Origin of the sequence: Actinomadura sp. CNU-125 (assembly GCF_001942465.1) — a bacterium.
Classification (GTDB): Bacteria; Actinomycetota; Actinomycetes; order Streptosporangiales; family Streptosporangiaceae; genus Spirillospora.
This window is the reverse complement of sequence record NZ_MKJY01000399.1, coordinates 15,832-37,682: the sequence shown is the minus strand read 5'-3', so window position 1 is coordinate 37,682 and position 21,851 is coordinate 15,832. Positions and strand designations below refer to the sequence as shown.

Here is a 21,851-nt window from a genome sequence, read left to right as displayed (position 1 = left end):
CCATATGTCCAGCAGGGACGTCGACGAGGTCGGCACGGACGAGGCCCCGGAGGCCGCGGAGGACGAGCGGACGGAACGTCCGGCCGCGCGTCCGGGCAAGCGCAAGCGGCGGGTGCGGGTCATCGAGGTCATCGACGACGAGGACCTCGACGAGGTGCTCGACGCCCTCGACGCCGAGGACGCCGGGGACGCCGACGCAGACGCCGACGTCGAGGTCGAGGACGCCGACGAGGCGTCCGCCGAACCGGCGAAGCCCAAGGCGTCCGCGGCGACCAAGCCGAAGCCGAAGCCGCGTCCCGCCCGGCTGGAACCCCCGGAGGACGAAGCGGACGAGACGGACGACGCCGTCGCGGACGACGAACCGGCGAAGCCCCGCGCCAAGCCGAGCCTCCGCAAGCCCGCCGCCGCGGACCCGGCCGAGCCGACGTACCTCGGCATGCGCCGGACGCCGCTGATCGTGGTCGTCGTCCTGGTCGCCCTGCTCGCGACCCTGGCCATCTGGCAGTGGCGCAGCGCGAGCGGGGCGGCGTCCGAGGCGGACGAGCGAGCGGAGGTCGCGGACGTCGCGTCCGCGTACGGGGACGTCGCGCTGAACTACAACGCGACGAACTACCAGGCGCAGATGGACAAGGCGCAGAAGCTCATGGGCGGCGACCTGCTGGAGAGCTTCAAGCAGAGAGCACCCTCCCCAACCTCGGGAACACCTTCAAGGACAACCCGAAGCTGGCGCTGACCTCCAAGACGAACCAGACGTTCGTCGGCAGCGTCAACGGCCGCTTCGCGACCGCGGTGGTGATGGTCGACATCGACATCACCACGAGCGAGGGCCAGACCGCGGCGCCCGGCACGCTGCTGCGGCTGTCCCTCGGCAAGATCGACGGCGAGTGGAAGGTCACCAAGCAGTACGCCTCGGGGACCGACGACTCGACCGCCGGGCAGCTCCCGACGGGCACCCCCACGGGCGGCACGTCCGGCGGCGCGGGCGGCGGCTCGTCCAAGGCGCCGAGCCCCGACACGAGCGAGAAGCCGGGGAACTAGAACGTCCGATCGCGCACGCGCCCCGCACGGCGGAAGCCGGGCGGGGCGCGGCGCGTTCTGCTGAGAAAACGGACGAAGGCGGGCATGATGGCGGCGATGACGGATCCGCGGACGAGCGAGCCGGGCCTCCCCGAGGCGCCGGACGGGGTGCTCGGCGACTTCGGGGTCCTGCTGAGCACGGTCACGCTGCTGGAGCGCATCGCGGGCCGCGAGCTGGAGCGCCGCTGCGGGATCCGGCACGCCGCGTTCGAGGTGCTGCTGCGGCTGTCGGCCGCCGACCGGCCCGTCTCGATGGGCGAGCTGGCCGACGAGTTGATCCTGACCAGCGGCGGCATGACCCGGCTGGTCGACCGGATGCAGGACGCCGGGCTCGTCGCGCGCCGCGCCGCGCCCGGGGACCGGCGCGGCCGTCGCGTCGAGCTGACCGGCGCCGGCCGGGCGAAGCTGGACGAGGCCATGCGGGTGCACGCGGAGACGCTGCGGCGCCACTTCGCGGGGCCGCTCCCCGAGGACGGGCGCCGCGACCTGGTCGAGTCGCTGCGGACGCTCCGCGAGCACGCCCGCGCGGAACTCGACCTGCGCTGACGTCCGCCGCGCGTCCGGTGTGACGTCCGGCGTGACGTCCGGCGCCGCCGCCGTGCTCAGCGCGAGTAGTGCTCGACGACGAGCTGCTCGTCGCAGACGACCGGGATCTCGCGCCGCTCCGGCAGCCGGTCGAGCCGCGCGACGAGCGCGTCGTGCCGGACGTCCAGGTAGGGCGGGACGTTCTCGGTGTGCCCGCCCGCGGCGGCGATGCGGAACGCGTCCATCGTGCGGCTCCGCTCGGCGATCGTGATGACGTCGCCGGGCTTCAGCCGGTAGGACGGACGGTCGACGCGGCGCCCGTTCACGAGGACGTGCCGGTGCACGACGAACTGCCGCGCCTGGTAGATCGTCCGGGCGAGACCGGCCCGCAGGACGAGCGCGTCCAGCCGCCGTTCGAGGTCCACCAGCAGCGCCTCGCCGGTCTTGCCCCCGGACTTGGCGGCCTTCTCGAACGCGTTGCGCAGCTGCGCCTCGCGGATGTTGTACTGCGCCCGCAGCCGCTGCTTCTCGCGCAGCCGCACCTTGTAGTCGGACTCGTTCTTGCGCGCGCGCCCGTGCACACCGGGCGGGTACGGGCGGGCCTCGAAGTACTTCACGGCCTTGGGCGTCAGCGGAATGCCGAGCGCCCGCGAGATCCGGACCTTCGGACGGGGGTTGTTCATGGCGGCTCCAAGTGGTTAGGTAGACCTAAGTTAGGCAAGCCTAACCAACATAGCAAGGAGGCATGGTGCGACGAGCGGAGACCGACCAGCAGGAGACCGGCGTTCCACGCCGCACCGGCGCCGCCGATGCCGGGGCCCCGTCCGGGCCCACCCCGGCGGAGCGGGCGCGGACCCTCGCCTACGGCATGCGGACGGCGTGCTCGTCGCGCCCGGCGTCCCCTACGCGCCCGTCCCGGCGCACACCACCGACCTCGACGGGCGGCCGCTGCTGCTCCTGCCCGCGACCTCGCCGATCGTCGCCGCGCTCGCGGGCGAACCCGACCTGCCCGCCACGCTGCGGATCTGCGACGGTCGCGGCCCGTCCCGCTGCCCGACCGGGTGCGCGGCCGCGCCTGGCTGCACGGCTGGCTCACCGAGGTCCCCGCCGCCGAACTGCGCGCCGCCGCGCTGCGGTTGTCGCGGCCGCACCCGCGTCCCGAACTGCTCGACCTCGCCGCGCCCGTCCCCCCGCAGCGGGACGCGGCGGGCGGCGGCGAGGCCGACGAGGGCAGCGAGTGGACGATCCTCGCCCTCGAAGTCGCGCAGGTCGAGATCCAGGACGCGTGGGGCAGCGCCACCCTCGAACCCGAGGAGTACGCGGACGCCGCGCCGGACCCGTTCGTCGCCATCGAGGCCGGGATGCTCACCCACCTCGACTCCTGCCACCGCGCCGAGCTGACCGGCCTGCTGCCCGAGTCCGTCCTGCCCGGCGACGGTGAACCGGCGGGGGACGAACCGGCGGGGGACGAACCGGACGCGACGGGGCCGTGCGACGCCGTCCGTCCGCTGGCGCTCGACCGGCACGGGCTGTGGCTGCGCTGCCGCATGCCGGTTGCGGACGGGTCCGTGACCTGCGATCTGCGGCTGCCGTTCCCCGAGCCCGTCAGGGATATCCACGGTCTCCGGCACGCCTACCGCACCCTGTTCGCCCGCGCGAACCCGTAGTCGCCGCCACCCCGTACACCGCGAACCCGTACCGATGGCAGTGGTCTCCCGGATGCGGGACGGGCCGGAACGGGGTGATGCTCGAAGCACCGGTCGGGAGCTGCGGGAACGCGGTCCGGCCGGGGGCGGATCCGATCGCCCGCCCGTCCTCGCGGGGTGGGTGGGCGGGCGACGGCCGTCCGCCCCGGGGGTCTCCCGGGTGCCGGCGCGCCCGCGACCGCCTCTCCTCCACGGCGGTCCGGGCCACTCGGTCCGATTGGCCCTACCGGGGCGCGGGCGCGGCCCGCACGCTGGGACCATGACCGCACGCGACCCGCAGACCCGCGCCGTCCACCCGCCCGTCCCCGTTCCCGCCGGGAGCCGCCCGCTCGGCGTCCCGATCTACCAGGGGCACCTGTTCGGGTTCGATTCGGCCGCGGAGCTCGCCGCCGCGTTCCAGGGGCCGGACGAGGCGTTCTTCTACTCGCGGATGGGCAACCCGACCGTGCGGGCGCTGGAGGAGGCCGTCGCCGACCTGGAGGGCGGTGCCCGCGCGCTGGCGACGGCGTCGGGGATGGGCGCGATCAACGCGGTCCTGACGGGGCTGCTGCGGTCCGGCGACCACGTGATCGCGCAGGCTTCCCTGTACGGCGGGACGCACGCGCTGCTGACCGACCTCGCGGACCGGTGGGGCGTCGAGGTCACGCGCGTCGGCGGGGACGACCCGGCCGAGGTGCGCGCCGCGCTGCGCCCCACGACGCGGCTGCTCTACCTGGAGACGATCTCCAACCCGACCACGCACGTCACCGACGTCCCCGCCTTCACCGCCGCGCTCGACGGCACCGGTGTCGCGACCGTGGTCGACAACACGTTCGCGCCGCTGCTGTTCGCGCCGCTGGCCCACGGCGCCGACATCGTGATCCACTCGACGACGAAGTACATCGGCGGGCACGGCGACATCCTCGGCGGCGCCGCGGTGTTCGCCGACGCCGCACTGCACCGCCGCGTGTGGGAGCACTCCGTCGAACTCGGCTCGACCGCCGACCCGTTCGCCGCGTGGCTCGCGGTGCGCGGCCTCGCCACCCTGCCGATGCGCATCGCGCGGCAGAGCGCGACCGCCCGCGACCTCGCCGGACGCCTCGCCGCGCACCCGTCCGTCGCGCGCGTGCACCACCCGTCCGTCCCGGACCACCCGCAGCACGACCTGGCGAAGCGGCTGCTGCCGGACGGCCACGGCGGCGTCCTGTCGTTCGAACCGACCGGCGGACGGGACGCGGGCCGCGCCTTCAGCGAGGCGGTGCGGCTGATCTCGCTCGGCCCGTCCCTCGGCGACGTCGCGTCGCTCGTCATGCACCCGGCGAGCACGTCGCACCGGCAGCTCGACGCCGCCGCCCTCGCCGCCGCGGGCATCGGCGAGGGCACCGTCCGCCTGTCGGTGGGCCTGGAGGCGCCGGACGACCTGTGGTCCGACATCGAGCAGGCGCTCGCCAAAGCGTCCTAGAGGTAGAAGCCGGTGTCGGTGCCGGTCGGGCCGTCCTGGTCGGACGGGCGGCGCTCGCCCTTGCGCAGCGCCGCGACCTCGGCGAGCGTCGCGCCCTCCGGGCCGACCTCCGCCGCGAGTGCGCCGTCCGGGTCGCCCGCGCCGTCGGGTCCGGCGAGCCACTCGGCCGACTCGTCCCGGGTCAGCCGGCCCACCTCGATCTGCGCGAGGCAGCGGCCCGGACGGACGACGGCGGGGTGCAGCCTGGCGAGGTCCTCGTTCGTCGTGATCGCGACGAGCACGTTGCGGCCCTGCCCGAGCATCCCGTCGGTGAGGTTGAGCAGCCGCGACAGGCCCTGCCCGGCGGACTGCTTGGCCTCCCCGCGGATCAGCTCGTCGCAGTCCTCCAGGATCAGCAGCCGCCACCGGCTCTCGTCGTCGTCCTCGCCGACCGTCACCTTCATCAGGTAGCTGGGGGTGCCGAACAGCGACTCGGGGTCGAGGACGCAGTCGGCGTCGCACCAGTCGTTCCACGCGCGGGCGAGGGCGCGCAGCGCGGTCGTCTTGCCGGTGCCGGGCGGGCCGTGCAGCAGGAGGAGCCGTCCGGACACGTCGTCCGCGCCGAGCTTCATCACCTCGTCGAGGCGGTCGGCGACGGCCGCGGTGTAGTTCGCGCGGATCTCGTCCCACGGATCGGCCGAGATGGCCCGCTCCTGCCGGACCGGGCCGTGCGGCGCCTGGTGCCAGAAGCCCATCTCGACGCTGGTCTCGTCGGTCTTCGGCGGGTCGGTCGCGTCCCGCACCGACCGCTCCAGGACGGACTCGGCCAGCTCGTCGCTCACCGCCGACACCGCGATGTAGGCGATGCCGCTGGTCCACTTGTTGCTGAGCAGCGTCCACCCGTCGCCTTCGGCGAGCACCGACTCCTTGCCCTTCTCGTGCGCGACCCGCACCAGCCGGGCGTCGTCGGGGCGCAGCGGCGCCTCCGGGCGGACGTGCGCGAGCCGCGTCGACCGCGACCACGGCTGCTCGCCGGACGCGAACGGCCGCAGCGACAGCACGTCCATCACGTCGGCGGGGGAGTTGCCGTCGTTGAGGTGGAAGACCACGGGCATCGCCGCGTCCGCCCCGGATTCGCTCACGTTCTTCCCGGGCTCCCTCGGCTTGATCAGGTGGACGACCTCCTGCGACGGCTCGTGCGACGTGGTCATGCGTTCGATGATCGAGCCCCGCGGCGGACGCCGTCCACCGAATTAGCCGAACCGACCGGATCGTCCCGCCGCGGCACGGGTCGGGGCACGGGCCGGGGCGCGGGGGTCAGGAGCCGTCGCGCAGTTCGCGGGCGGCCTTGCGGTCCTCGGCCTCCTTGAGGTCGAGCTTCTCGGCCTCCTCCGGCGTCGGCGCGGTCCCGCCGAGGTGCGCGGGCTGCCACCAGCGCTCGTCGGCCTTCGGGACGTCGGGGTACTCGCGCTGCGCCTTCTCCAGCAGCTCCGACATCCGGGCGTGCAGCTCGGCCGTCACCGCGTCGTAGTCGTCGCCGCGCTTGGGGTACATCGGCTCGCCGATCAGGATCGTGACCGGCACGTTGCGCTGGAACAGGCGGCGCTTGCGGCCCTTGGTCCAGAGCCGCTGCGGGCCCCACAGGGCGATCGGGATCAGCGGCGTCTTGGACGCCACCGCCATCCGCACCGCGCCGCTCTTGATCTCCTTGACGGTGAACGAGCGGCTGATCGTCGCCTCGGCGAACACCCCGACGATCTCGCCGCCCTTGAGCGCCTTCAGGGCCGCCGCGTACGACGAGGCGCCCGCCTCGCGGTCGACCGGGATGTGATGCATGCCGCGCATCAGCGGCCCGGCGATCCGGTTGTCGAAGATCTCCTTCTTGGCCATGAAGCGCGCCAGCCGCCCGGCCGGGTGCACCGCGAGCCCCGCGAAGATGAAGTCGAGGTAGCTGACGTGGTTGCTGACCAGGACCGCGCCCCCGGTTTCGGGGATCTGCTCGGTCCCCTCCAGACGGAACTTGATGTTCAGTGCCTTGAAGACACCCTTAGCCGTCTTGATCACCGGCGGGTACACGTGTTCGGCCATGTCAGCACCGTACTTGAGGTCATCATGATCAGCGAGCCGGAGCGAGGAACCGCGATGCATCGCACAACCGGGCCCGTCTCTGAGAAGGTTGTGGTGTGACGTGATCCCGTGAACCGTGGAAGGGGATGAGCAATGGAACCGTTGGACGCGGCGGCGGACGTGCACGCGCTCATCCGCGACGTGCTGCCGGACCTCGCGCCGACCGCGTGGTTCGATCCCGGCACCTCGGAAGTGGTGCTGCCGGTCGGGCGGTCGGAGGCGCGCGCCTCCAGCTGGACGGTGCTGGAGCGCTGCGCCCGCGAGCCGCGCTCGGCCTGGCCGAAGGTCGTGGACGAGTGGGTGCGCGAGGTCGGGGACCGCGCGTTCCTCGCGGTCGGCGAGATGGAGCTGTTCGGGGACGTCCGCGAGCTGCTGCGGCTGCGGATCGTGCCGAAGCTCGCACCGCGCGAGCGGGAGGGCCTCGTCGTCGTCCCCGCCGGTGACCACTTCGACGCGATGGTGATGATCGAGCACCCGCGCTACGGGGGGCCGCTCACCAAGGCGCGGGCCGGGCTGCTCGGCCTGCACAAGCTCGGCTACGTGATGACGAACACGCACGACCGCGAGCTGGCCGACGTCGAGGTCAGGGTGCAGCCGCTGCTGCCGGGCCGGGACGTCCGCGTTGTCGCCAAGCCGGGCAGCCGGTACGTGTCGGCGCTGCTCAGCGAGGTCGACCAGTTCCTGCCGTGGCCGAACGAGCACGGCGCGCTCGTCGGCGTCCCGTGCCACAGCACGCTGCTGCTCTACCCGATCACCTCGACGGCGGTGCTGGAGGTGCTGCCGGTGTTCGCCGACGTCGTCCGCGAGATGCACGACGACGCCGACGACCCGTGCGCGCCGGGCGTCTACTGGAGCCACGGCGAGCGCCGCCTCACCCCCCTGGACCCGCGCATCACGCCGTCCGGCTCCGACGAGTTCGCCGCGCTGCTGCGCCGCCTCCCCGACGAGGACTAGCCCCCCGCCCCCAAGAACTTCCGCCCCCTAAGGCAGCTTCCAGTCGACGGGGGCGGCGCCCTGCTTCTGCAGGATCTCGTTGGCGCGGCTGAAGGGCCGCGAGCCGAAGAAGCCGCCGTCGGCCGAGCGGGGGCTCGGGTGCGGCGACTCGATGCAGGGGATGCCGCCGAGCATCGGCTTGAGGTCGCGGGCGTCGCGGCCCCACAGGATCGCCACCAGCGGACGGCCGCGCGCGGCGAGCGCCCGGATGGCCTGCTCGGTGACCTGCTCCCAGCCCTTGCCGCTGTGCGAGCGGATCTTGCCGGGCATCACGGTCAGCGCCCTGTTCAGCAGCAGGACGCCCTGGTCGGCCCACGGGGAGAGGTCGCCGGTGGACGGCTCGGGGTGGCCGAGGTCGTCGCAGTACTCGCGGAAGATGTTGACCAGGCTGGCAGGCAGCGGCCGCACGTCCGGCGCGACCGAGAAGCTGAGCCCGACCGCGTGCCCCGGGGTGGGGTAGGGGTCCTGCCCGACGATCAGGACGCGGACGTCGTCGAAGGGCTGGGTGAACGCGCGCAGGACCAGGTTCCCGGCGGGGAGGTAGCGCCGGCCGGCCGCGACTTCGGCGCGCAGCCAGTCCCCGGCGGCGGCGATCGTTCCGGCGACGGGCTGCAGCGCGTTCGCCCAGCCGGATTCGACGATTTCTGAGAGGGGGCGTGCCGTCATGGCGCCTCACCTTAGCGAGCGGGTCCGACACCTCGCGGCTTGATGGGCCGGGTGACCATTCCTGACGTGGGTCGAACGGAAGACCATCAAAACTTTCCAAAAACGCCCTCAAAACACCCCGACGATTGGGCGGAATGCTCGGTTAAGTCCTTATTTCTTCTCGCTCACAATGTTGACCCGCCGCCCGGAAAGCACATAACTCCTAGAAGTAGGCAGTCGCACGACGACCGGACGGGACCAGAGCATGGGGCAGCTGACCACCGTGGACGCGACCTTCCTCCACGCCGAGACGGGGAACACCCACGCGCACATCGCCGGGGTGGGCATCGTCGATCCCGCGGGATGCCCCGGCGGGCGGCTCACCGTCCCGCTGGTGGCCGCGCTGATCCGCGAGCGCGCGCACCTCGCCGCGCCGCTGCGGCAGCGGCTCGTCCACGTGCCGTTCTCCCTCGACCACCCGTACTGGGAGGACGACCCCGACTTCGTGCCCGAACGGCACATCTCGGAGATCGGGCTGCCCGCGCCGGGCACCCGGCGGCAGCTCGCCGACGTCGTCGCCATGCTCCACGAACGGCCGCTCGACCGCGCCCGTCCGCTCTGGGAGATCGTCGTCGTGCAGGGGCTCGAAGGGGGCCTCGCCGCCGTCTACGCCAAGGTCCACCACGCCGCCACCGACGGCGTCATGGCCGCCGAGACCCTCGCCGCCCTGCTCGACCTCACCCCCGAACCGCGCGACGTCCACGCCGACGCCGACGGGGGCGCCGAAGCGGGCGCCGAAGCCGATGTCGAGCGGACGCCCGAGCGCGCGCCCGCGCCCGCCGACATGCTCCGCACCGGCCTGCTCAAGGCCGCCCTGCACCCGCTGAAGGCCGCGCTGTCGATGGCCCGGGCCGTCCCGCACGTCGACGAGATCCCGGGCGTCGCCGCGATCCCCGGCGTGGGCCTGGCGTCCGCGTTCGTCCAGGGCGCGCTCCGCCGCGAGGGCCTGCCGCGCGTGCCCCGCTCCAGCGCGCCGCCCACGCCGTTCAACCGCCCCATCGGCCGCGCCGCGCCGTCGCCTGCGGCGAACTGCCCCTCGACGAGATCAAGAAGATCGGGCGGGGCCTCGGCGGCAGCGTCAACGACGTCGTCATGGCGCTGTGCGCGACCGCGCTGCGGCAGTGGCTCGACAAGCGCGGCGAACTGCCCGACCGCCCGCTCGTCGCCGGGGTCCCGGTGTCGCTGCGCGGCGGCCGGTCGTCCACCGACGCGTGCAACCAGGTCTCGATCATGACCGCGCCGCTCGCCACCCACGTCCCCGACCCGGCCGTCCGGTACACGGCCGTCCGCCGCGACATGGACCTCGTCAAGCGGCGCTTCGCCGTCACGTCCGGCAACTGGGTGCGGGAGCTGAGCGGCCTCGTTCCGGCGCCCGTCGCCGGGCCGCTGACGCGGTTCGTCCTGCAGGCCGGCGCGGCCGTCTCGCTCCGCCCGATCAACCTGGTGGTCTCGAACGTGCCGGGCCCGCAGTTCCCGCTCTACCTGTGCGGCGCGCGCGTCCTCGGCTACTACCCGATCTCCGTGGTCACCGACGTCAGCGGCGGGCTCAACATCACCGTCTTCTCCTACGACGGCCGCGTCGACATCGGCATCGTGGCCTGCCGCGACCTCGTCCCCGACCCGGCCGAGATCATCGACCACCTCGAAGACGCACTGGACGAGCTCAGGGCCCTGACCGTGGACTGACCGGCGAGATCCCGAGCGTCGCGCGGTGCCGCCAGGCCAGCCGCAGCGCGGCGGCGCCCGCCGGTTGCATCGGCTCGGGGACCGTCCCGTCGAACGGCGCCCGCGACACCTCGCCCTCCTCGTTCGCCTCCACCGCGTCCCCGAGCAGCCCGGCGAACGCGTCGTCGTCGAACACGACCGCGGTGAGGACGTCCAGCGCGAACGTCAGCGGGTCGACGCCGAGCCCGAGCAGGTACGCGCGCACCCGCCCGTCCCGCCGGGCGCCGGTCAGCGCGCGGTGGAACGGCCACGCGTCCTGGTCGAACCCGTCGCCGTAGTCCTCGGGGCGGCCGAGCACCTCCTCGGCGTACTCGCGCACCATGCAGCGCCACAGGTCGAGGTCGCGGCGCTCGTCGGCCGCCCGGAGCGGCTGGAACACCCCGACCGGCAGCACCTGGTAGAGGCCGCCCGCGTGGGCGACCTTCGCCGCGTCCCGCCGGTGCAGCAGGTACGTGCCGGACGCCGTCACGGTCACGGTCGTGATCGCCGGGAGGACCGTCCGGCGGGCGAGGTCGCACGGGTCGCCGATCCGCTCGCGCAGCGCGTACCGTCCCGCCGCCAGCTCGTGCGCGACCGACTCGCCGACGTTGACGCCGTCGAAGTATCGCGCGGGCGCCAGCCGCAGCACCGACGGCGGCCCGGCATCGACGAGCCGGTACGCGGGCCGGTTCTCGAACACCTTCGGACGCGCGAGGGCCACCATCGCCTCCGCGTAGGTCCGATAGCCCGGCGGCAGGCCGTCCGGCGGGTCGGCGACGGCGGGCGGCGCGGGCGCCGGGTCCCACTCCAGCCGGACGTCGCCGAGCGGGACGGGCGCGTCCGGCACCCACCCGTCCGCGCACCGCAGCGGCGTGCCCGCGACGCGCGGGACGTCCGGGTACAGGCCGTCCGCGACCTCCCCGAGCCGCGCCCGCGCCGCGTTCAGCTCCGCCCGCTCGTCCCGCCACCGCGCCGTGTCGACCATGCCTTTCACCCTACGGACGGGCGGCGAGGCCGCGCTCGATCTCCTCCTCGATGAGGTCCATGTTGACCAGCCCGGCGGTCCAGACGGCGTCGGCGGCCGCGGTGATCACCTGGCCCGGCTGCTTGGCCACGTTCCCGGCGGCCCACACGCCCGGGACGCTGGTCAGCCCGAACTGGTCGGTCCGCACGGAACCGTCCTCGTCCAGCTCGCAGCCGAGGTCGGTCAGCGGGCCGGTGCGGGAGACCATGCGCGGGCCGAGGAAGACGGCGTCGCACGCGACGGTGCCGCCGCTCGCCAGTTCGAGGGCGGTGACGCGGTCGTTCTCGACGACCAGCCGCGCCGGTTCGTCCGCGACGACGGTGACGCCGCGCACGGCGAGCCGGTCGGCGTCGGCGCCCTGCGGCGCCTCGGCGGCGACGAGGGTCACGTCCTTCGACCACTGGGTGATCAGCAGCGCCTGGTGCACCGACATGGGGCCGGTCGCCAGCACGACGATCTTCTGGTCGCGGACCTCCCAGCCGTGGCAGTACGGGCACATCTGCACCTCGCGTCCCCAGCGTTCGCGCAGGCCGGGGACGTCCGGGAGTTCGTCGACGACGCCGGTGGTCACCACGAGGCGCTTGCCGCGCAGGACGGTCCCGTCCCGCAGGGTGACCGCGAAGCCGTCCGGGGTCCGCTCGGTGCGCTCGACGGTGCCGTCGATGATCTCGCCGCCGTAGCCGCGGACCTCGGTGCGGCCGATCCTCCGCAGTTCCTCGGGCGGCATCCCGTCGCGGGTCAGGAATCCCTGCATGTGCCCGGCGGACGCGTTGCGCGGCTCGCCGGAGTCGATCACGGTCACGCTGCGGCGGGCCCGCGACAGCACGAGGGCCGCGCTCAGCCCGGCCGGGCCGCCGCCGATGATCAGTACTTCTCGCTGCTCGCTTCCCAGGTGTTCGCTCATGTCGCCGAGGATGCGCGACGCTTCGCGCATTTGACAAACCTCGTTGCCGAAACTGCAATGAGGGCATGAGCGAACCGATCGAGGACGTGCTGGCGGGGGTGGGCGAGCGGCTCCGGCGGCTGCGCCGGGAGCGGGAGGTGACGCTGTCCGCGCTGGCGGAGTCCACCGGCATCTCGGTGAGCACGCTGTCGCGGCTGGAGTCCGGCAAGCGGCGGCCGAGCCTGGAGCTCCTGCTGCCGCTCGCGCAGGCGTACCAGGTTCCGCTGGACGAACTGGTGGGCGCGCCCGAGGTCGGCGACCCGCGCGTCCGGTTGCAGCCGCAGAAGCGGGGCGACCTGATCGTGATGCCGCTCACGCGCCGTCCGGGCGGAATCCAGGCGTTCAAGATGATCCACCCGGAACGTCCGGGGAAGCCCGAGCCGAAATCGCACGAGGGTTACGAGTGGCTCTACGTGCTGAACGGGCGGCTGCGGCTGATCCTCGGCGACCGTGACCTGGTCCTGGAGCCGGGCGAGGCCGCCGAGTTCGACACCCGGCTGCCGCACTGGTTCGCCGGGGTCGGCGGGTCCGCCGAGGTGCTGTGCCTGATGGGGCCGCAGGGCGAGCGCATGCACATGCGCGCGCAGCCCCGACGGAAGTGACATACATTGACTATCCGTGCAGACCGCCCAAACCCCCCAGGAAGTAGACGAACGTAAGACCGCCCCGATCGCGTGGGCGCTCTGGGGCGTGGGCATCGCCGCCTACGTCGCGGCGATCCTGCACCGGACGTCGTTCGGCGTCACCGGCGAGGACGCCCTGCACCGCTTCGACGCGTCCGCCGGGATCCTCGCCACGTTCACCGTCGTCCAACTGCTCGTCTACGCCGGGCTGCAGATCCCCGTCGGGCTGCTGCTCGACCGCGTCGGCCCCCGCCGGATGATCGCGGGCGGCGCGCTGCTGATGGCCGCGGGGCAGGCGCTGATGGCCGTCGCGACGTCCGTCCCGCTCGCCGTCGCCGCCCGCGTCGTCGTCGCGGCCGGGGACGCCATGACGTTCATCAGCGTCCTCGGCATCGTCGGCGCGTGGTTCGCGCCCGCGCGCGTCCCGGTCGTCACCCAGCTCACCGGCCTGCTCGGCCAGGTCGGCCAGGTGCTCAGCGCGATCCCGCTCGTCGCCCTGCTGCGCGGACCCGGCTGGGGGACCGCGTTCGGGTCCGCCGCCGCGCTCGGCGTGCTCGTCGGCGTCCTCGCCCTGGCGCTGCTGCGCGACGCCCCGCCGGACGCGACGCGTCCCGCGTCCCCCACGGCGCGGCAGATCGGCCGCGACCTCGTCGCCGCGTGGCGCCAGCCCGGCACCCGCCTCGGCCTCTGGACCCACTTCGTCACCCAGTTCACCTCGAACACCTTCGCCCTCATGTGGGGGTATCCGTACCTGGTGTCCGGGCAGGGCATGAAGCCTTCGACCGCCTCCACCCTCCTCACCGTCTTCGTGCTGGCCAACATGGTGTCCGGCCCCTACATCGGACGGCTCGTCGCGCGGCACCCGCTGCGCCGCTCGTGGCTCGTCCTCGGCATCGTCGGCCTCAACGCCGGGGCCTGGGCGGCGACCCTCGCCTGGCCGCCGCCCGCGCCCGCGTGGCTGCTGGTGATCCTCGTCCTGTGCGTCGCGCTCGGTGCCCCCGCCTCGATGATCGGCTTCGACTACGTCCGCACCTTCAACCCGCCCGGACGGCACGGCGCCGCGACCGGCATCGTCAACGTCGGCGGTTCGGTGGGCGCGCTCGTCACGATCCTGCTGATCGGCGTCGTCCTCGACGCCGTATCGTCCGGGCGGGAGTACACGCCCGAGGCGTTCCGCGTCGCCTGGACCGTCCAGGCCCTCGTCTGGACGGTCGGCGTCGCCGGCGTCCTGCGCACCCGCCGCCTCGCCCGCCGCGAACTCGGCCGGTCAGCCGCCGAAGCCGTGCAGGAGCGCGCGGACCACGCCTGACGGGTCGGGCTGCGGCACGTCGATGAGGCCGCGGTAGACGACCAGGCCGACGAACATGTCCGACAGCAGCCACAGGTCGGCGTCCGCCCGCAGTTCGCCCCGCGCGATCGCCCGGTCGTAGATCGCCCAGCTCCGGGCCATCCGGTCGCGCATGGCGGTGCGGAGGATCTCGCCGACCGCCGGGTCCCGGCCCGCCTCGCCGAACGTCTCGCGCGTCCGCTCGGCGATCTCGGGGGAGTTCCAGGCGGCGAGCGTCTCGGTGACGATCACGCGCAGGTCGCCTTCGAGGGAGCCGGTGTCGGGGACGGCCGGCACCTGGGCGTCCATGGCGAGGCGGAGCGCGTCGAGCATGATGTCGCGCTTGGTCGCGTAGCGCCGGAAGACGCTGGCCCGGCCCACCCCGGCGGCGGCCGCCACCTCGTCCACGGTGAACGACGGTCCCTTGCTCACCAGCAGCTCCACCGCCGCCCGCCTGATGCGCGCGTCGACCGCGGGATCGGGCTTGCGTCCCCGAGCCGTCATTGTGATACTCCTAGTATCAGATACTTCAAGTCTCAGAATGGGTGTCGAACATGAGAGTACTCATCGTCGGCGCAGGTGTCGCGGGACTGAGCGCGGCGCGCGCGCTGACCATGGCAGGGCACGACGTCGAGGTGTACGAAGCGGCGCCGGAGTTCCGCACCGAAGGCGGCTCGATCTCCATCTGGCCCGCAACCACCGGAATCCTCCACGAGCTCAAGGTCGACCTCGACGGCGCGGGCCGCCGCCTGGAGGCGATGGTGAGCCGCTCGACGCGCGGCCGCCGCCTCGGCACCATCGACCTCACCGCCGTCGAACGCCGCTTCGACGGACTGCCCTCGCTCCACATCGCCAGGCGCGAACTCGTCGGGCGCCTCGCCGACGGCGTGCCCGTCCGCTACGGGCACGAGGTCGCCGCCGCCGACCCCGACCGCGCGGAGATCACCTTCACCGACGGGACGGCCGCGCGCGGCGACCTGCTCGTCGGCGCCGTGGCGCCGCTCGGCCGTCCGGCGCGCCCTCGGACTCGGCGCGGCGCGGCTCAACGGCTGGGTCACCTGGCAGGCGTTCAGCACCCTGCCCACCGAGATCATCGACGCGGGACGGACGATGATGATCTCCAGCGGGCGGGCGCTCGGCAGCGTCGCCCCGGCCGGGCACGGGCGCGCGCTGTGGTGGTTCGACCTGCGCGCCAAGCCCGGAAGCCGCTTCTGGAGCGACGCGCCGGACGTCCCGGACCGGCTGCGCGCCCGCTTCGGCCGCTGGCCGGAACCGTTCCCGACCCTCCTCGAACACGCCGAAACCCTCGACTTCTACCCGCACCACCTGCACCGCGTCCCGGCGACCTGGGGCCGCGGGCCCACCACCCTCCTCGGCGACGCGGCCCACACGATGCCCCCGGCCATGGCGATGGGCGCAGCCCAGGCGATCGAGGACGCCTGGGCGCTGGCCCGCTCACCCGGCGACCCGCGCGCCTACGAACGCGCCCGCGCCGGGACCGTCCGCCGGGTCGCCCGGACGGTGGCCGCCGAGATGCCCGCCCGCCAAGGACCCCTGACCGGACTCGTCCCCGACGCCTTCTCGACCCGCTCCTACATCAACTGGCTCGTCTCGGCCAGCGACTACCTCTAGGCCCGCAACTCCAGCGTGCAGCACTTCGGGCCGCCACCGGCCTTGCGCAGCTCCGACATATCCACCGGAACCGGCTCGTAGCCACGGGCGCGCAGCTCGCCGATCAGCCCCTCGGCCCCGGCGTCGATCACCACGTTCCGGCCGTCGCACACGGCGTTCAGCCCGAGCACCGCCGCGTCCCGTCCGGACGCCACGACGGCGTCGGGGAACAGCCGCTCCAGCACCGCGCGGCTCCCCGGCGAGAACGCGCCCGGATAGTAGGCCACGTTGCCGCCGCCCAGCGGGAACAGCGCCGTGTCCAGGTGGTAGAAGCGCGGGTCGACGAGCCGGAGCGTCACCACCGGACGTCCGAGGAACTCCTGCGCCTCCTGATGCGCGGCGAGCCGCGTGCGGAAACCCGTCCCGGCCAGGATCACGTGGTCGAGTGTGAGGAAATCGCCCTCGCCCTCGTTCACATGCTCCGGTTCGAGCACCTGCCCGAACCCGTTCGCCCGCAGCCACGCCGCGTACGCGGGCCCCTCGGCCCGCCGCTCCGCGTGCGTGAACCGCGCCCCGTACGCCCGCCCGCCGACGACCAGCGCGCCGTTCGCCGCGAACACCATGTCCGGCAGCCCCGCGATGGGCTCGATCAGGCTCACCTCGTGCCCCAGGCCGAGGTACGCGGCCCGCAGCGCCTCCCACTGCGCCACCGCCCGCCCGGCGTCGGCGCCCGCCGCCGGATCCATCCACGGGTTGATCGCGTACGTGACGGCGAAGTGCTCCGGGCGGCACATCAGGTAGTGCCGCCGCAGCGCCGTCCGCGCGGGTGCTGGCTCCATCGCCGGCATGACGGTCATGCGCGTCTCCACAGGGCTTCCGAAAGAGGATCGACTAATCGAAAGCTTAGAAAGACCGAGCCTGCGATCCAATGCGCGAACCTTGCGCTGACCTGGCGTTTCGTTGCTCCTTGACCCGCCGGACGCGCGATTCGTTGCGTCCGCCCGAGGCCGCGCGCCTCCCGGGCCCGGGCGAGGCGCGCGGCCGTCCGGTCATCGCCGTCAGGTCACCGGGGTGTCGACCAGGTACACCGTCGGGGACGGCGTCTCGCACGTGGCCGTCGCCGTCGTCGCGCCGTCGAACGTGAAGTTCGCGGCCGCGTCGCCCATCGACACCGCCACCGACTCCGCGCCCGCGTTCGCCGAGTACGGCCCCGCGGTCAGCGCGCCGTCCGCGGGCAGCGACAGGACGATCTTCTGATCGCGGACGAGCTCCACGGTCGGGATCTCGATGCCCCCCTCGGCGACGTTGTCGACGGCCGGTGAGCCGCCCTCGACGTTCAGATCGAGCTTCGTCACCTCACCGGACGCGCTCGTGTACCCCATGTCGATCAGCCGGTTCACCGTCCCCGCCGGGATGGTCAGCGCCCCGGACGCGTCGGTGAACGAGAAACTCGACCCGCGCTTCATCGACAGCGGGAAGTTGCCGCCGACCGCGATGCCCACGTCCAGCGGCGTCCCGTCGAGGCTGCACTCGTACGGCGCGTTGACGATGCCGATGACCTCGTTCGAGTCCGGCTCGGCGAAGTCGAGCGGCGCGCCCTGGATCTTCGCGGGCGGCTGCCCCGCCGCCCCGCCGACCCCGACCCGCAGCAGCGCGTTGCCCCGACTCGCCTTGCAGTCGGCCTTGATCGGGATGGTGAACCCGGCGGACGACTTCAGGTCGACCTCCGCGACCGCCCCGTCGAACCGGAACGTCACCGCGCCGTCGTCCGGCGCCGTGTACGGCCCGACGTCGAACGTCCCGTCCAGCGGCAGCCCGACCTTCAGCGGCTTTCCGGCCTCGATCGGGATGTCGTCGATCACGAACGGGTCGCCGTCGGCGATGTTGATCGACTCCGGCGTCGCGTTCGTCGCGCCGATGCTGAGGTTCGTGACCCGCGCGTCCGCCGACTCCAGCCCGAGGATGGGTGCGAGCGACGTCAGCCACGACGGGAACGTGATGCTGCCGGACCCCTGCGTCAGCCAGAACTCCTGGCCCGGCCCCAACTGGACGGGCGCGACGCCCTGCACGTCGACGTCCGTCGGAAGGTAGAACACCGGGATGCCGCCCAGCGTGATCGTGCAGCCGATCGGCAGCTTGAACCGTCCGGTGTCGGCCCCCACCGCCGGAACGATCTCGGGCGGCAGCGCCTGCGCCGGGGACGCGACGACCGTCCCCGGCAGCAGCGCGGCCACCCCGACGGCCAGGGCCGCCAGCCTGCGCCTGAGTCTCATGACGACTCCTTCCAAAGGTACGAATCGGTACCGATGGTGACGACGGTCGCCAATGTCCGGTATTGAGGTCTATTAGCTTTCTCGCGAACTTTGTTGGCAATTTCGGAAGGAAATCCCTGGCCGCGGCCCCAGGGGCGCGGCTACCGTCCCGAACATGGACGATCACTTCGGCGAGGACGTCGCGGCCGCCTACGACGAGACGTCGGCGGCGATGTTCGCCCCGGACGCCGTCGACCCCGCCGTCGATCTCCTCGCCGAACTCGCGGGAGACGGCCGCGCCCTCGAACTCGGCGTCGGCACCGGCCGCATCGCGCTGCCCCTCGCCCGCCGCGGCGTCCCGGTGCACGGCATCGACCTCTCGCCCGCCATGGTCGCCCGGCTCCGCGCCAAGCCCGGCGGCGACGCCGTCGGCGTGACGATCGGCGACTTCGCCGCCACCCGCGTGGACGGCACGTTCGCGGTCGCCTACCTCGTCTACAACACCATCGGCAACCTGACCACGCAGGACGCGCAGGTGGCGTGCTTCGAGAACGCCGCCGCCCACCTCGGACCCGGCGGGCACTTCGTCATCGAGGTCGGCGTCCCCGACCTCCGCCGCCTCCCGCCCGGCCAGACGATGGTCCCCTTCCACGTCGGCCGGACGGACTGGGCGTTCGACCGCTACGACGTCGCCACCCAGTCGATGAGCTCGAACTACGTCGCCGTCGAGGACGGCCGCGGCCGGTACCGCTCGATCCCGTTCAGGTACGTGTGGCCGTCCGAACTCGACCTGATGGCCCGGATCGCCGGAATGGAACTGCGCGACCGCTGGTCCACGTGGACGCGCGACCCGTTCACGAACGAGAGCGAGAAGCACGTCTCCGTCTGGCGCAAGCCCGGCTGACGAGCGTCAGGGGATCGTCACGACCACCTTGCCGAGGGCGTGCCCCTCGCCGACGTGGCGCAGCGCCTCCGGGACGTCGTCGAGCGCGAAGGTGCGGTCGATGTGCACGGCGACCTCGCCCGCGACGCAGCGGTCGGCGAGCGGCCCGAACCGTCCGGGCCCCGGCCGCACCACGAGGACCCCCGACCTCCGGCCGGTGAGCCGGGCGGCGATCGAGCCGACCGTCGCGATGCCGAGCAGCACCGGCACGGGCCCGCCCACGCACCGGTAGCGGCCGCCGCGCGCCAGCGCCCGCCCGCACGCGATTGGCGAGCGGGTGGCGACGAGATCCAGCACGAGGTCGTACCGCTCGCCCGTCCGGGTGAAGTCCTGCTCCCGGTAGTCGATCACCTCGTCGGCGCCGAGCGACCGCATGAAGTCGAGCTTGGCGGCGTTGTCGACACCGGTCACGTGGGCACCGGCGAGCTTGGCCAACTGGATCGCGAACGAACCCGTGCCGCCGCCCGCCCCGTTGATCAGCACCCGGTGCCCCGTACCGGCGGGAGCCGTGCCCTGCAGTGCGATCGCGCCCGCCTGCGGAATCGTCGACGCCGCGGCGAAGGACAACCGCTCGGGCTTGCGGGCGAGGGCCGACTCCGGCGCCACCGCGAACTCGGCGAAGCCGCCCTTCAGATCGAGATTGTCGCCGTACACCTCGTCTCCCGCGCGGAAGCGGGTCACAGCCGAGCCCACGGCCGCCACCCGTCCGGCGATGTCCGAACCGAGCGTCCTGCGCGCCGGCCTCCGCAGCCCACCGATCCGCGAGTACAGCGGAGCGCCGCGCAAGGTCTCCCAATCCGACAGATTGACCGACGTCGCCACCACGCGAACGAGGACCTGCCCCGGCGCGGGCGACGGCGTCGGCACGTCCTCCACCCGGAGCGAATCCGTCGAGCCGTACCGGTCGTAGACGACCGCCCGCATCTGGCCTCCCGACTTGGAAGCATCGCCCGAGTGGAGGGTAACCGCTTCGCGGCGCGCGCTCACAGGATGAGCGCCCACACGACCTTCCCGACCCCGGTGGCGGACGGCCGGACGCCCGTGTCCTTCTGCGGGGGCGGCGGGGGTCAGCGCAGGGTGAGCGGGGTTTCGGCTCCGACGCGGGTCAGCTTGTCGGGGTTGCGGACGTAGTAGAGGCCGGTGATGCGGGCGTCCTCGACCCGGATCGCCATGACTCCGTCGATCTCGCCGTCCAGGCGGACGACGAGGGCCGGGTTGCCGTTGACCACGGTGATCTCTCCGGTGAGCGTGGGCGCGTGCTTGCCGATGCCGCGGAGCATGTAGCGGACGATCTTCTCGGCGCCGGTGACCGGCTGCCGCGCGGCCTGCTTGAGGCCGCCGCCGTCGGCCACGAGGACGACCTCGGGGGCGAGCACGTCCAGGAGGTCCTGCGGGTCCCTGGTTTCGAGCGCGCGCTGGAACGCCTCCACGGCGGCCCGGGTCTCGCCCGGGGAGACCGCCTGGCGCGGGCGGCGGGCGTCGACGTGCCGGCGGGCGCGGTGGGCGATCTGGCGGACGGCCGCGGGGTTCTTGTCGACGGCGGCCGCGATCTCGTCGTAGCCGACGTCGAACACCTCGCGCAGCACGAAGACGACGCGTTCGGTCGGCGACAGCGTCTCCAGGACCAGCATCAGCGCCATCGACATGCTCTCGGCGAGTTCGACCTCCTCGGCGACGTCCGGCGCGGTGAGCAGCGGCTCGGGCAGCCAGGGGCCGACGTAGGACTCCTTGCGGCGCTTCAGCGTGCGCAACCGGTTGAGCGCCTGCCGGGTCGTGATCCGGACCAGATAGGCGCGCCGGTCCCTCACCTGCGCCAGGTCGACCTCGACCCATCGCAGCCACGTCTCCTGGAGGACGTCCTCGGCGTCGGCGGCCGATCCGAGCATCTCGTACGCGACGGTGAAGAGCAGGTTGCGGTCGGCGGCGAACGCCTCCGTCGCCGCGTTGACGGTGCCGTCGTTCATTCCTCGGTCCTCTGTGCGGCCGGTCCGGGGGTCATCGGCCCGCGGGCGCGGGGTCCCCGTGAGCCTCCGCCGAGAGATCCTGCCAGTCGGCCCAGGTCTGGAGCCGGTCGGCGTAGGCCTGCTGGACCATCGGGTAGAAGCCCTGCCCGAAAAGGATCCGCAGGGGCGGGTTCTCGGAGTCGACGACCTTGAGGAGAGCCCGTGCCGCGGCGGCCGGGTCCCCGGCGGGCTGCTTTCCGGCGACCTCGCCCAGGCGCCGGCGGAGACCGTCGTAGGCCGGGTTCGTGTCGGCCATGTGGCCGTTGGCGAGCGGGTCCGGGTTGTTGCCGTCCCGCGTCGCGAACCCGCCGGGCTCGACGATCGTCACCTTGACGCCGAAGGCCGCGGCCTCGCCGGCGAGGGCTTCGTTCAGGCCCTCCAGCGCCCACTTGGAGGCGTGGTAGGCGCCGCCCAGCGGCATGGCGATGAGCCCGGCCGCCGAGGACAGTTGGACGATGTGCCCCGAGCGCTGCTCGCGCAGGTGGGGCAGCGCGGCCTGGACCACCCAGACGGCCCCGAACAGGTTGGTCTCCATCTGGTCGCGCAGTTCCCGCTCGGTCAGCTCCTCGACCGCACCGACCTGGGCGTACCCGGCGTTGTTGACGATGACGTCGAGACGGCCGAAGTGCCGTGCGGCCCGCTGCACGCTCTCGAAGACGGCCGTCCTGTCGGTCACGTCCATCCGCAGCGGAAGCACCGCGTCGCCGTGGGCGGCGACCAGGTCGTCGAGACCGCCGGTGTCGCGGGCGGTCGCGGCCACCCTGTCGCCGCGCGAGAGCGCCGCCTCGACGAAACGGCGGCCCAGGCCGCGCGACGAACCCGTGACGAACCAGACCTTGCTCATGCTGATCTCCCGCTCATTCGTTGT

At 73.2% G+C, this 21,851-nt stretch carries 24 protein-coding genes and 2 pseudogenes; 13 read left to right on the top strand and 13 right to left on the bottom strand.

All coding sequences use genetic code 11. The annotated features are described in order from the left end of the window. The first annotated feature begins 4 nt into the window (after positions 1 to 4). The 3 genes from BJF79_RS34940 to BJF79_RS34930 all read left to right on the top strand — a co-directional run bounded on the left by BJF79_RS34940 (position 5) and on the right by BJF79_RS34930 (position 1,623). A complete protein-coding gene (locus BJF79_RS34940) occupies positions 5 to 733 on the top strand; it encodes a hypothetical protein (RefSeq protein WP_075903850.1) in 729 nt (242 codons plus the stop codon). Positions 734 to 795: 62 nt separating this feature from the next. Further along, complete coding sequence (locus BJF79_RS34935; RefSeq protein ID WP_143220649.1) at positions 796 to 1,038, top strand: hypothetical protein; 243 nt, start codon at positions 796 to 798, stop codon at positions 1,036 to 1,038. 96 nt (positions 1,039 to 1,134) lie between these two features. Then, the gene (locus tag BJF79_RS34930; RefSeq protein ID WP_143220647.1) at positions 1,135 to 1,623 is read left to right on the top strand and encodes a MarR family winged helix-turn-helix transcriptional regulator; all 489 of its coding nucleotides are present in this window, start codon (positions 1,135 to 1,137) and stop codon (positions 1,621 to 1,623) included. Between the two features lie 56 nt (positions 1,624 to 1,679). Here BJF79_RS34930 and rpsD read toward each other — a convergent pair whose 3' ends face one another. Next, a complete protein-coding gene (rpsD, locus tag BJF79_RS34925) occupies positions 1,680 to 2,285 on the bottom strand; it encodes a 30S ribosomal protein S4 (protein ID WP_075903847.1) in 606 nt (201 codons plus the stop codon). Between the two features lie 219 nt (positions 2,286 to 2,504). Further along, entirely contained in the window at positions 2,505 to 2,687 is a 183-nt protein-coding gene (locus tag BJF79_RS57540; protein WP_187357101.1) for a hypothetical protein, read from the bottom strand. On the opposite strand from BJF79_RS57540, the gene BJF79_RS34920 reads away from it, so the two are divergent. Together BJF79_RS34920 and BJF79_RS34915 are read left to right on the top strand one after the other, a co-directional pair. After that, positions 2,664 to 3,269 (top strand): DUF2470 domain-containing protein, encoded by a 606-nt coding sequence (locus BJF79_RS34920; protein WP_187357100.1) that lies wholly within the window; start codon positions 2,664 to 2,666, stop codon positions 3,267 to 3,269. The two genes, BJF79_RS57540 and BJF79_RS34920, sit on opposite strands and share 24 nt — an antisense overlap. A 298-nt stretch (positions 3,270 to 3,567) precedes the next feature. Beyond that, positions 3,568 to 4,749: a trans-sulfuration enzyme family protein gene (locus BJF79_RS34915; protein ID WP_075903845.1), complete on the top strand. Its 1,182-nt coding sequence runs from the start codon at positions 3,568 to 3,570 to the stop codon at positions 4,747 to 4,749. On the opposite strand, the gene BJF79_RS34910 is transcribed toward BJF79_RS34915, so the two are convergent. Together BJF79_RS34910 and BJF79_RS34905 are read right to left on the bottom strand one after the other, a co-directional pair. Further along, the gene (locus BJF79_RS34910) at positions 4,746 to 5,939 is read right to left on the bottom strand and encodes a DUF5925 domain-containing protein (RefSeq protein WP_083734470.1); all 1,194 of its coding nucleotides are present in this window, start codon (positions 5,937 to 5,939) and stop codon (positions 4,746 to 4,748) included. The two genes, BJF79_RS34915 and BJF79_RS34910, sit on opposite strands and share 4 nt — an antisense overlap. A gap of 106 nt (positions 5,940 to 6,045) precedes the next feature. Further along, on the bottom strand, positions 6,046 to 6,816 hold the full coding sequence (locus BJF79_RS34905) for a lysophospholipid acyltransferase family protein (protein WP_075903843.1): 771 nt from the start codon (positions 6,814 to 6,816) through the stop codon (positions 6,046 to 6,048). A gap of 132 nt (positions 6,817 to 6,948) precedes the next feature. On the opposite strand from BJF79_RS34905, the gene BJF79_RS34900 reads away from it, so the two are divergent. Continuing rightward, positions 6,949 to 7,809 (top strand): hypothetical protein, encoded by an 861-nt coding sequence (locus tag BJF79_RS34900; RefSeq protein ID WP_075903841.1) that lies wholly within the window; start codon positions 6,949 to 6,951, stop codon positions 7,807 to 7,809. A 27-nt stretch (positions 7,810 to 7,836) separates the two neighbouring features. Here the strand turns inward: BJF79_RS34900 and BJF79_RS34895 are convergent, their stop codons facing one another. After that, positions 7,837 to 8,514, bottom strand: a complete 678-nt coding sequence (locus BJF79_RS34895) for a uracil-DNA glycosylase (RefSeq protein WP_075903839.1) — start codon at positions 8,512 to 8,514, stop codon at positions 7,837 to 7,839. A 244-nt stretch (positions 8,515 to 8,758) separates the two neighbouring features. Between BJF79_RS34895 and BJF79_RS34890 the strand changes: the two genes are divergently transcribed. Then, complete coding sequence (locus BJF79_RS34890) at positions 8,759 to 9,787, top strand: wax ester/triacylglycerol synthase domain-containing protein (RefSeq protein ID WP_262403008.1); 1,029 nt, start codon at positions 8,759 to 8,761, stop codon at positions 9,785 to 9,787. Then, on the top strand, positions 9,784 to 10,239 hold the full coding sequence (locus BJF79_RS63050; RefSeq protein ID WP_262403007.1) for a WSD1 family O-acyltransferase: 456 nt from the start codon (positions 9,784 to 9,786) through the stop codon (positions 10,237 to 10,239). Before BJF79_RS34890 ends, BJF79_RS63050 begins: the two co-directional genes overlap by 4 nt. Here BJF79_RS63050 and BJF79_RS34885 read toward each other — a convergent pair. Next, a complete protein-coding gene (locus BJF79_RS34885) occupies positions 10,217 to 11,242 on the bottom strand; it encodes a transcriptional regulator (protein ID WP_143220645.1) in 1,026 nt (341 codons plus the stop codon). The two genes, BJF79_RS63050 and BJF79_RS34885, sit on opposite strands and share 23 nt — an antisense overlap. A gap of 10 nt (positions 11,243 to 11,252) precedes the next feature. Then, on the bottom strand, positions 11,253 to 12,215 hold the full coding sequence (locus BJF79_RS34880) for an NAD(P)/FAD-dependent oxidoreductase (RefSeq protein ID WP_075903835.1): 963 nt from the start codon (positions 12,213 to 12,215) through the stop codon (positions 11,253 to 11,255). Positions 12,216 to 12,250: 35 nt separating this feature from the next. Between BJF79_RS34880 and BJF79_RS34875 the strand changes: the two genes are divergently transcribed. Together BJF79_RS34875 and BJF79_RS34870 are read left to right on the top strand one after the other, a co-directional pair. Next, positions 12,251 to 12,826, top strand: coding sequence for a helix-turn-helix domain-containing protein (locus BJF79_RS34875; protein ID WP_075903833.1), 576 nt, complete (start codon positions 12,251 to 12,253; stop codon positions 12,824 to 12,826). A 16-nt stretch (positions 12,827 to 12,842) separates the two neighbouring features. After that, entirely contained in the window at positions 12,843 to 14,156 is a 1,314-nt protein-coding gene (locus tag BJF79_RS34870; RefSeq protein ID WP_262403006.1) for an MFS transporter, read from the top strand. Here the strand turns inward: BJF79_RS34870 and BJF79_RS34865 are convergent. Then, positions 14,115 to 14,678 carry a TetR-like C-terminal domain-containing protein gene (locus BJF79_RS34865; RefSeq protein WP_075903831.1) on the bottom strand — a complete coding sequence of 188 codons (564 nt, stop codon included), beginning with the start codon at positions 14,676 to 14,678 and terminating at the stop codon, positions 14,115 to 14,117. The genes BJF79_RS34870 and BJF79_RS34865 overlap by 42 nt on opposite strands. A gap of 50 nt (positions 14,679 to 14,728) precedes the next feature. Between BJF79_RS34865 and BJF79_RS67690 the strand changes: the two are divergent. Together BJF79_RS67690 and BJF79_RS63040 are read left to right on the top strand one after the other, a co-directional pair. Next, positions 14,729 to 15,073 (top strand): annotated as a pseudogene (locus BJF79_RS67690) (FAD-dependent oxidoreductase); the annotation flags it as partial. Between the two features lie 160 nt (positions 15,074 to 15,233). Further along, positions 15,234 to 15,806 (top strand): annotated as a pseudogene (locus tag BJF79_RS63040) (FAD-dependent oxidoreductase); the annotation flags it as partial. Here the strand turns inward: BJF79_RS63040 and ddaH are convergent. Together ddaH and BJF79_RS34845 are read right to left on the bottom strand one after the other, a co-directional pair. After that, positions 15,803 to 16,642, bottom strand: coding sequence for a dimethylargininase (gene ddaH / locus BJF79_RS34850; RefSeq protein WP_083734473.1), 840 nt, complete (start codon positions 16,640 to 16,642; stop codon positions 15,803 to 15,805). The pseudogene BJF79_RS63040 and the gene ddaH sit on opposite strands and share 4 nt — an antisense overlap. Before the next feature lie 201 nt (positions 16,643 to 16,843). Further along, positions 16,844 to 18,058: a hypothetical protein gene (locus BJF79_RS34845; protein WP_075903827.1), complete on the bottom strand. Its 1,215-nt coding sequence runs from the start codon at positions 18,056 to 18,058 to the stop codon at positions 16,844 to 16,846. A 154-nt stretch (positions 18,059 to 18,212) separates the two neighbouring features. On the opposite strand from BJF79_RS34845, the gene BJF79_RS34840 reads away from it, so the two are divergent. Further along, the gene (locus tag BJF79_RS34840) at positions 18,213 to 18,941 is read left to right on the top strand and encodes a class I SAM-dependent DNA methyltransferase (RefSeq protein WP_075903825.1); all 729 of its coding nucleotides are present in this window, start codon (positions 18,213 to 18,215) and stop codon (positions 18,939 to 18,941) included. 6 nt (positions 18,942 to 18,947) lie between these two features. On the opposite strand, the gene BJF79_RS34835 is transcribed toward BJF79_RS34840, so the two are convergent. From BJF79_RS34835 to BJF79_RS34825, 3 genes are all read right to left on the bottom strand, one after another. Continuing rightward, complete coding sequence (locus BJF79_RS34835) at positions 18,948 to 19,904, bottom strand: NAD(P)-dependent alcohol dehydrogenase (RefSeq protein WP_075903823.1); 957 nt, start codon at positions 19,902 to 19,904, stop codon at positions 18,948 to 18,950. Positions 19,905 to 20,047: 143 nt separating this feature from the next. Then, the gene (locus tag BJF79_RS34830) at positions 20,048 to 20,944 is read right to left on the bottom strand and encodes an RNA polymerase sigma-70 factor (RefSeq protein WP_075903820.1); all 897 of its coding nucleotides are present in this window, start codon (positions 20,942 to 20,944) and stop codon (positions 20,048 to 20,050) included. Positions 20,945 to 20,975: 31 nt separating this feature from the next. Next, positions 20,976 to 21,827, bottom strand: coding sequence for an SDR family NAD(P)-dependent oxidoreductase (locus tag BJF79_RS34825; RefSeq protein ID WP_075903818.1), 852 nt, complete (start codon positions 21,825 to 21,827; stop codon positions 20,976 to 20,978). Positions 21,828 to 21,851 lie beyond the last annotated feature (24 nt).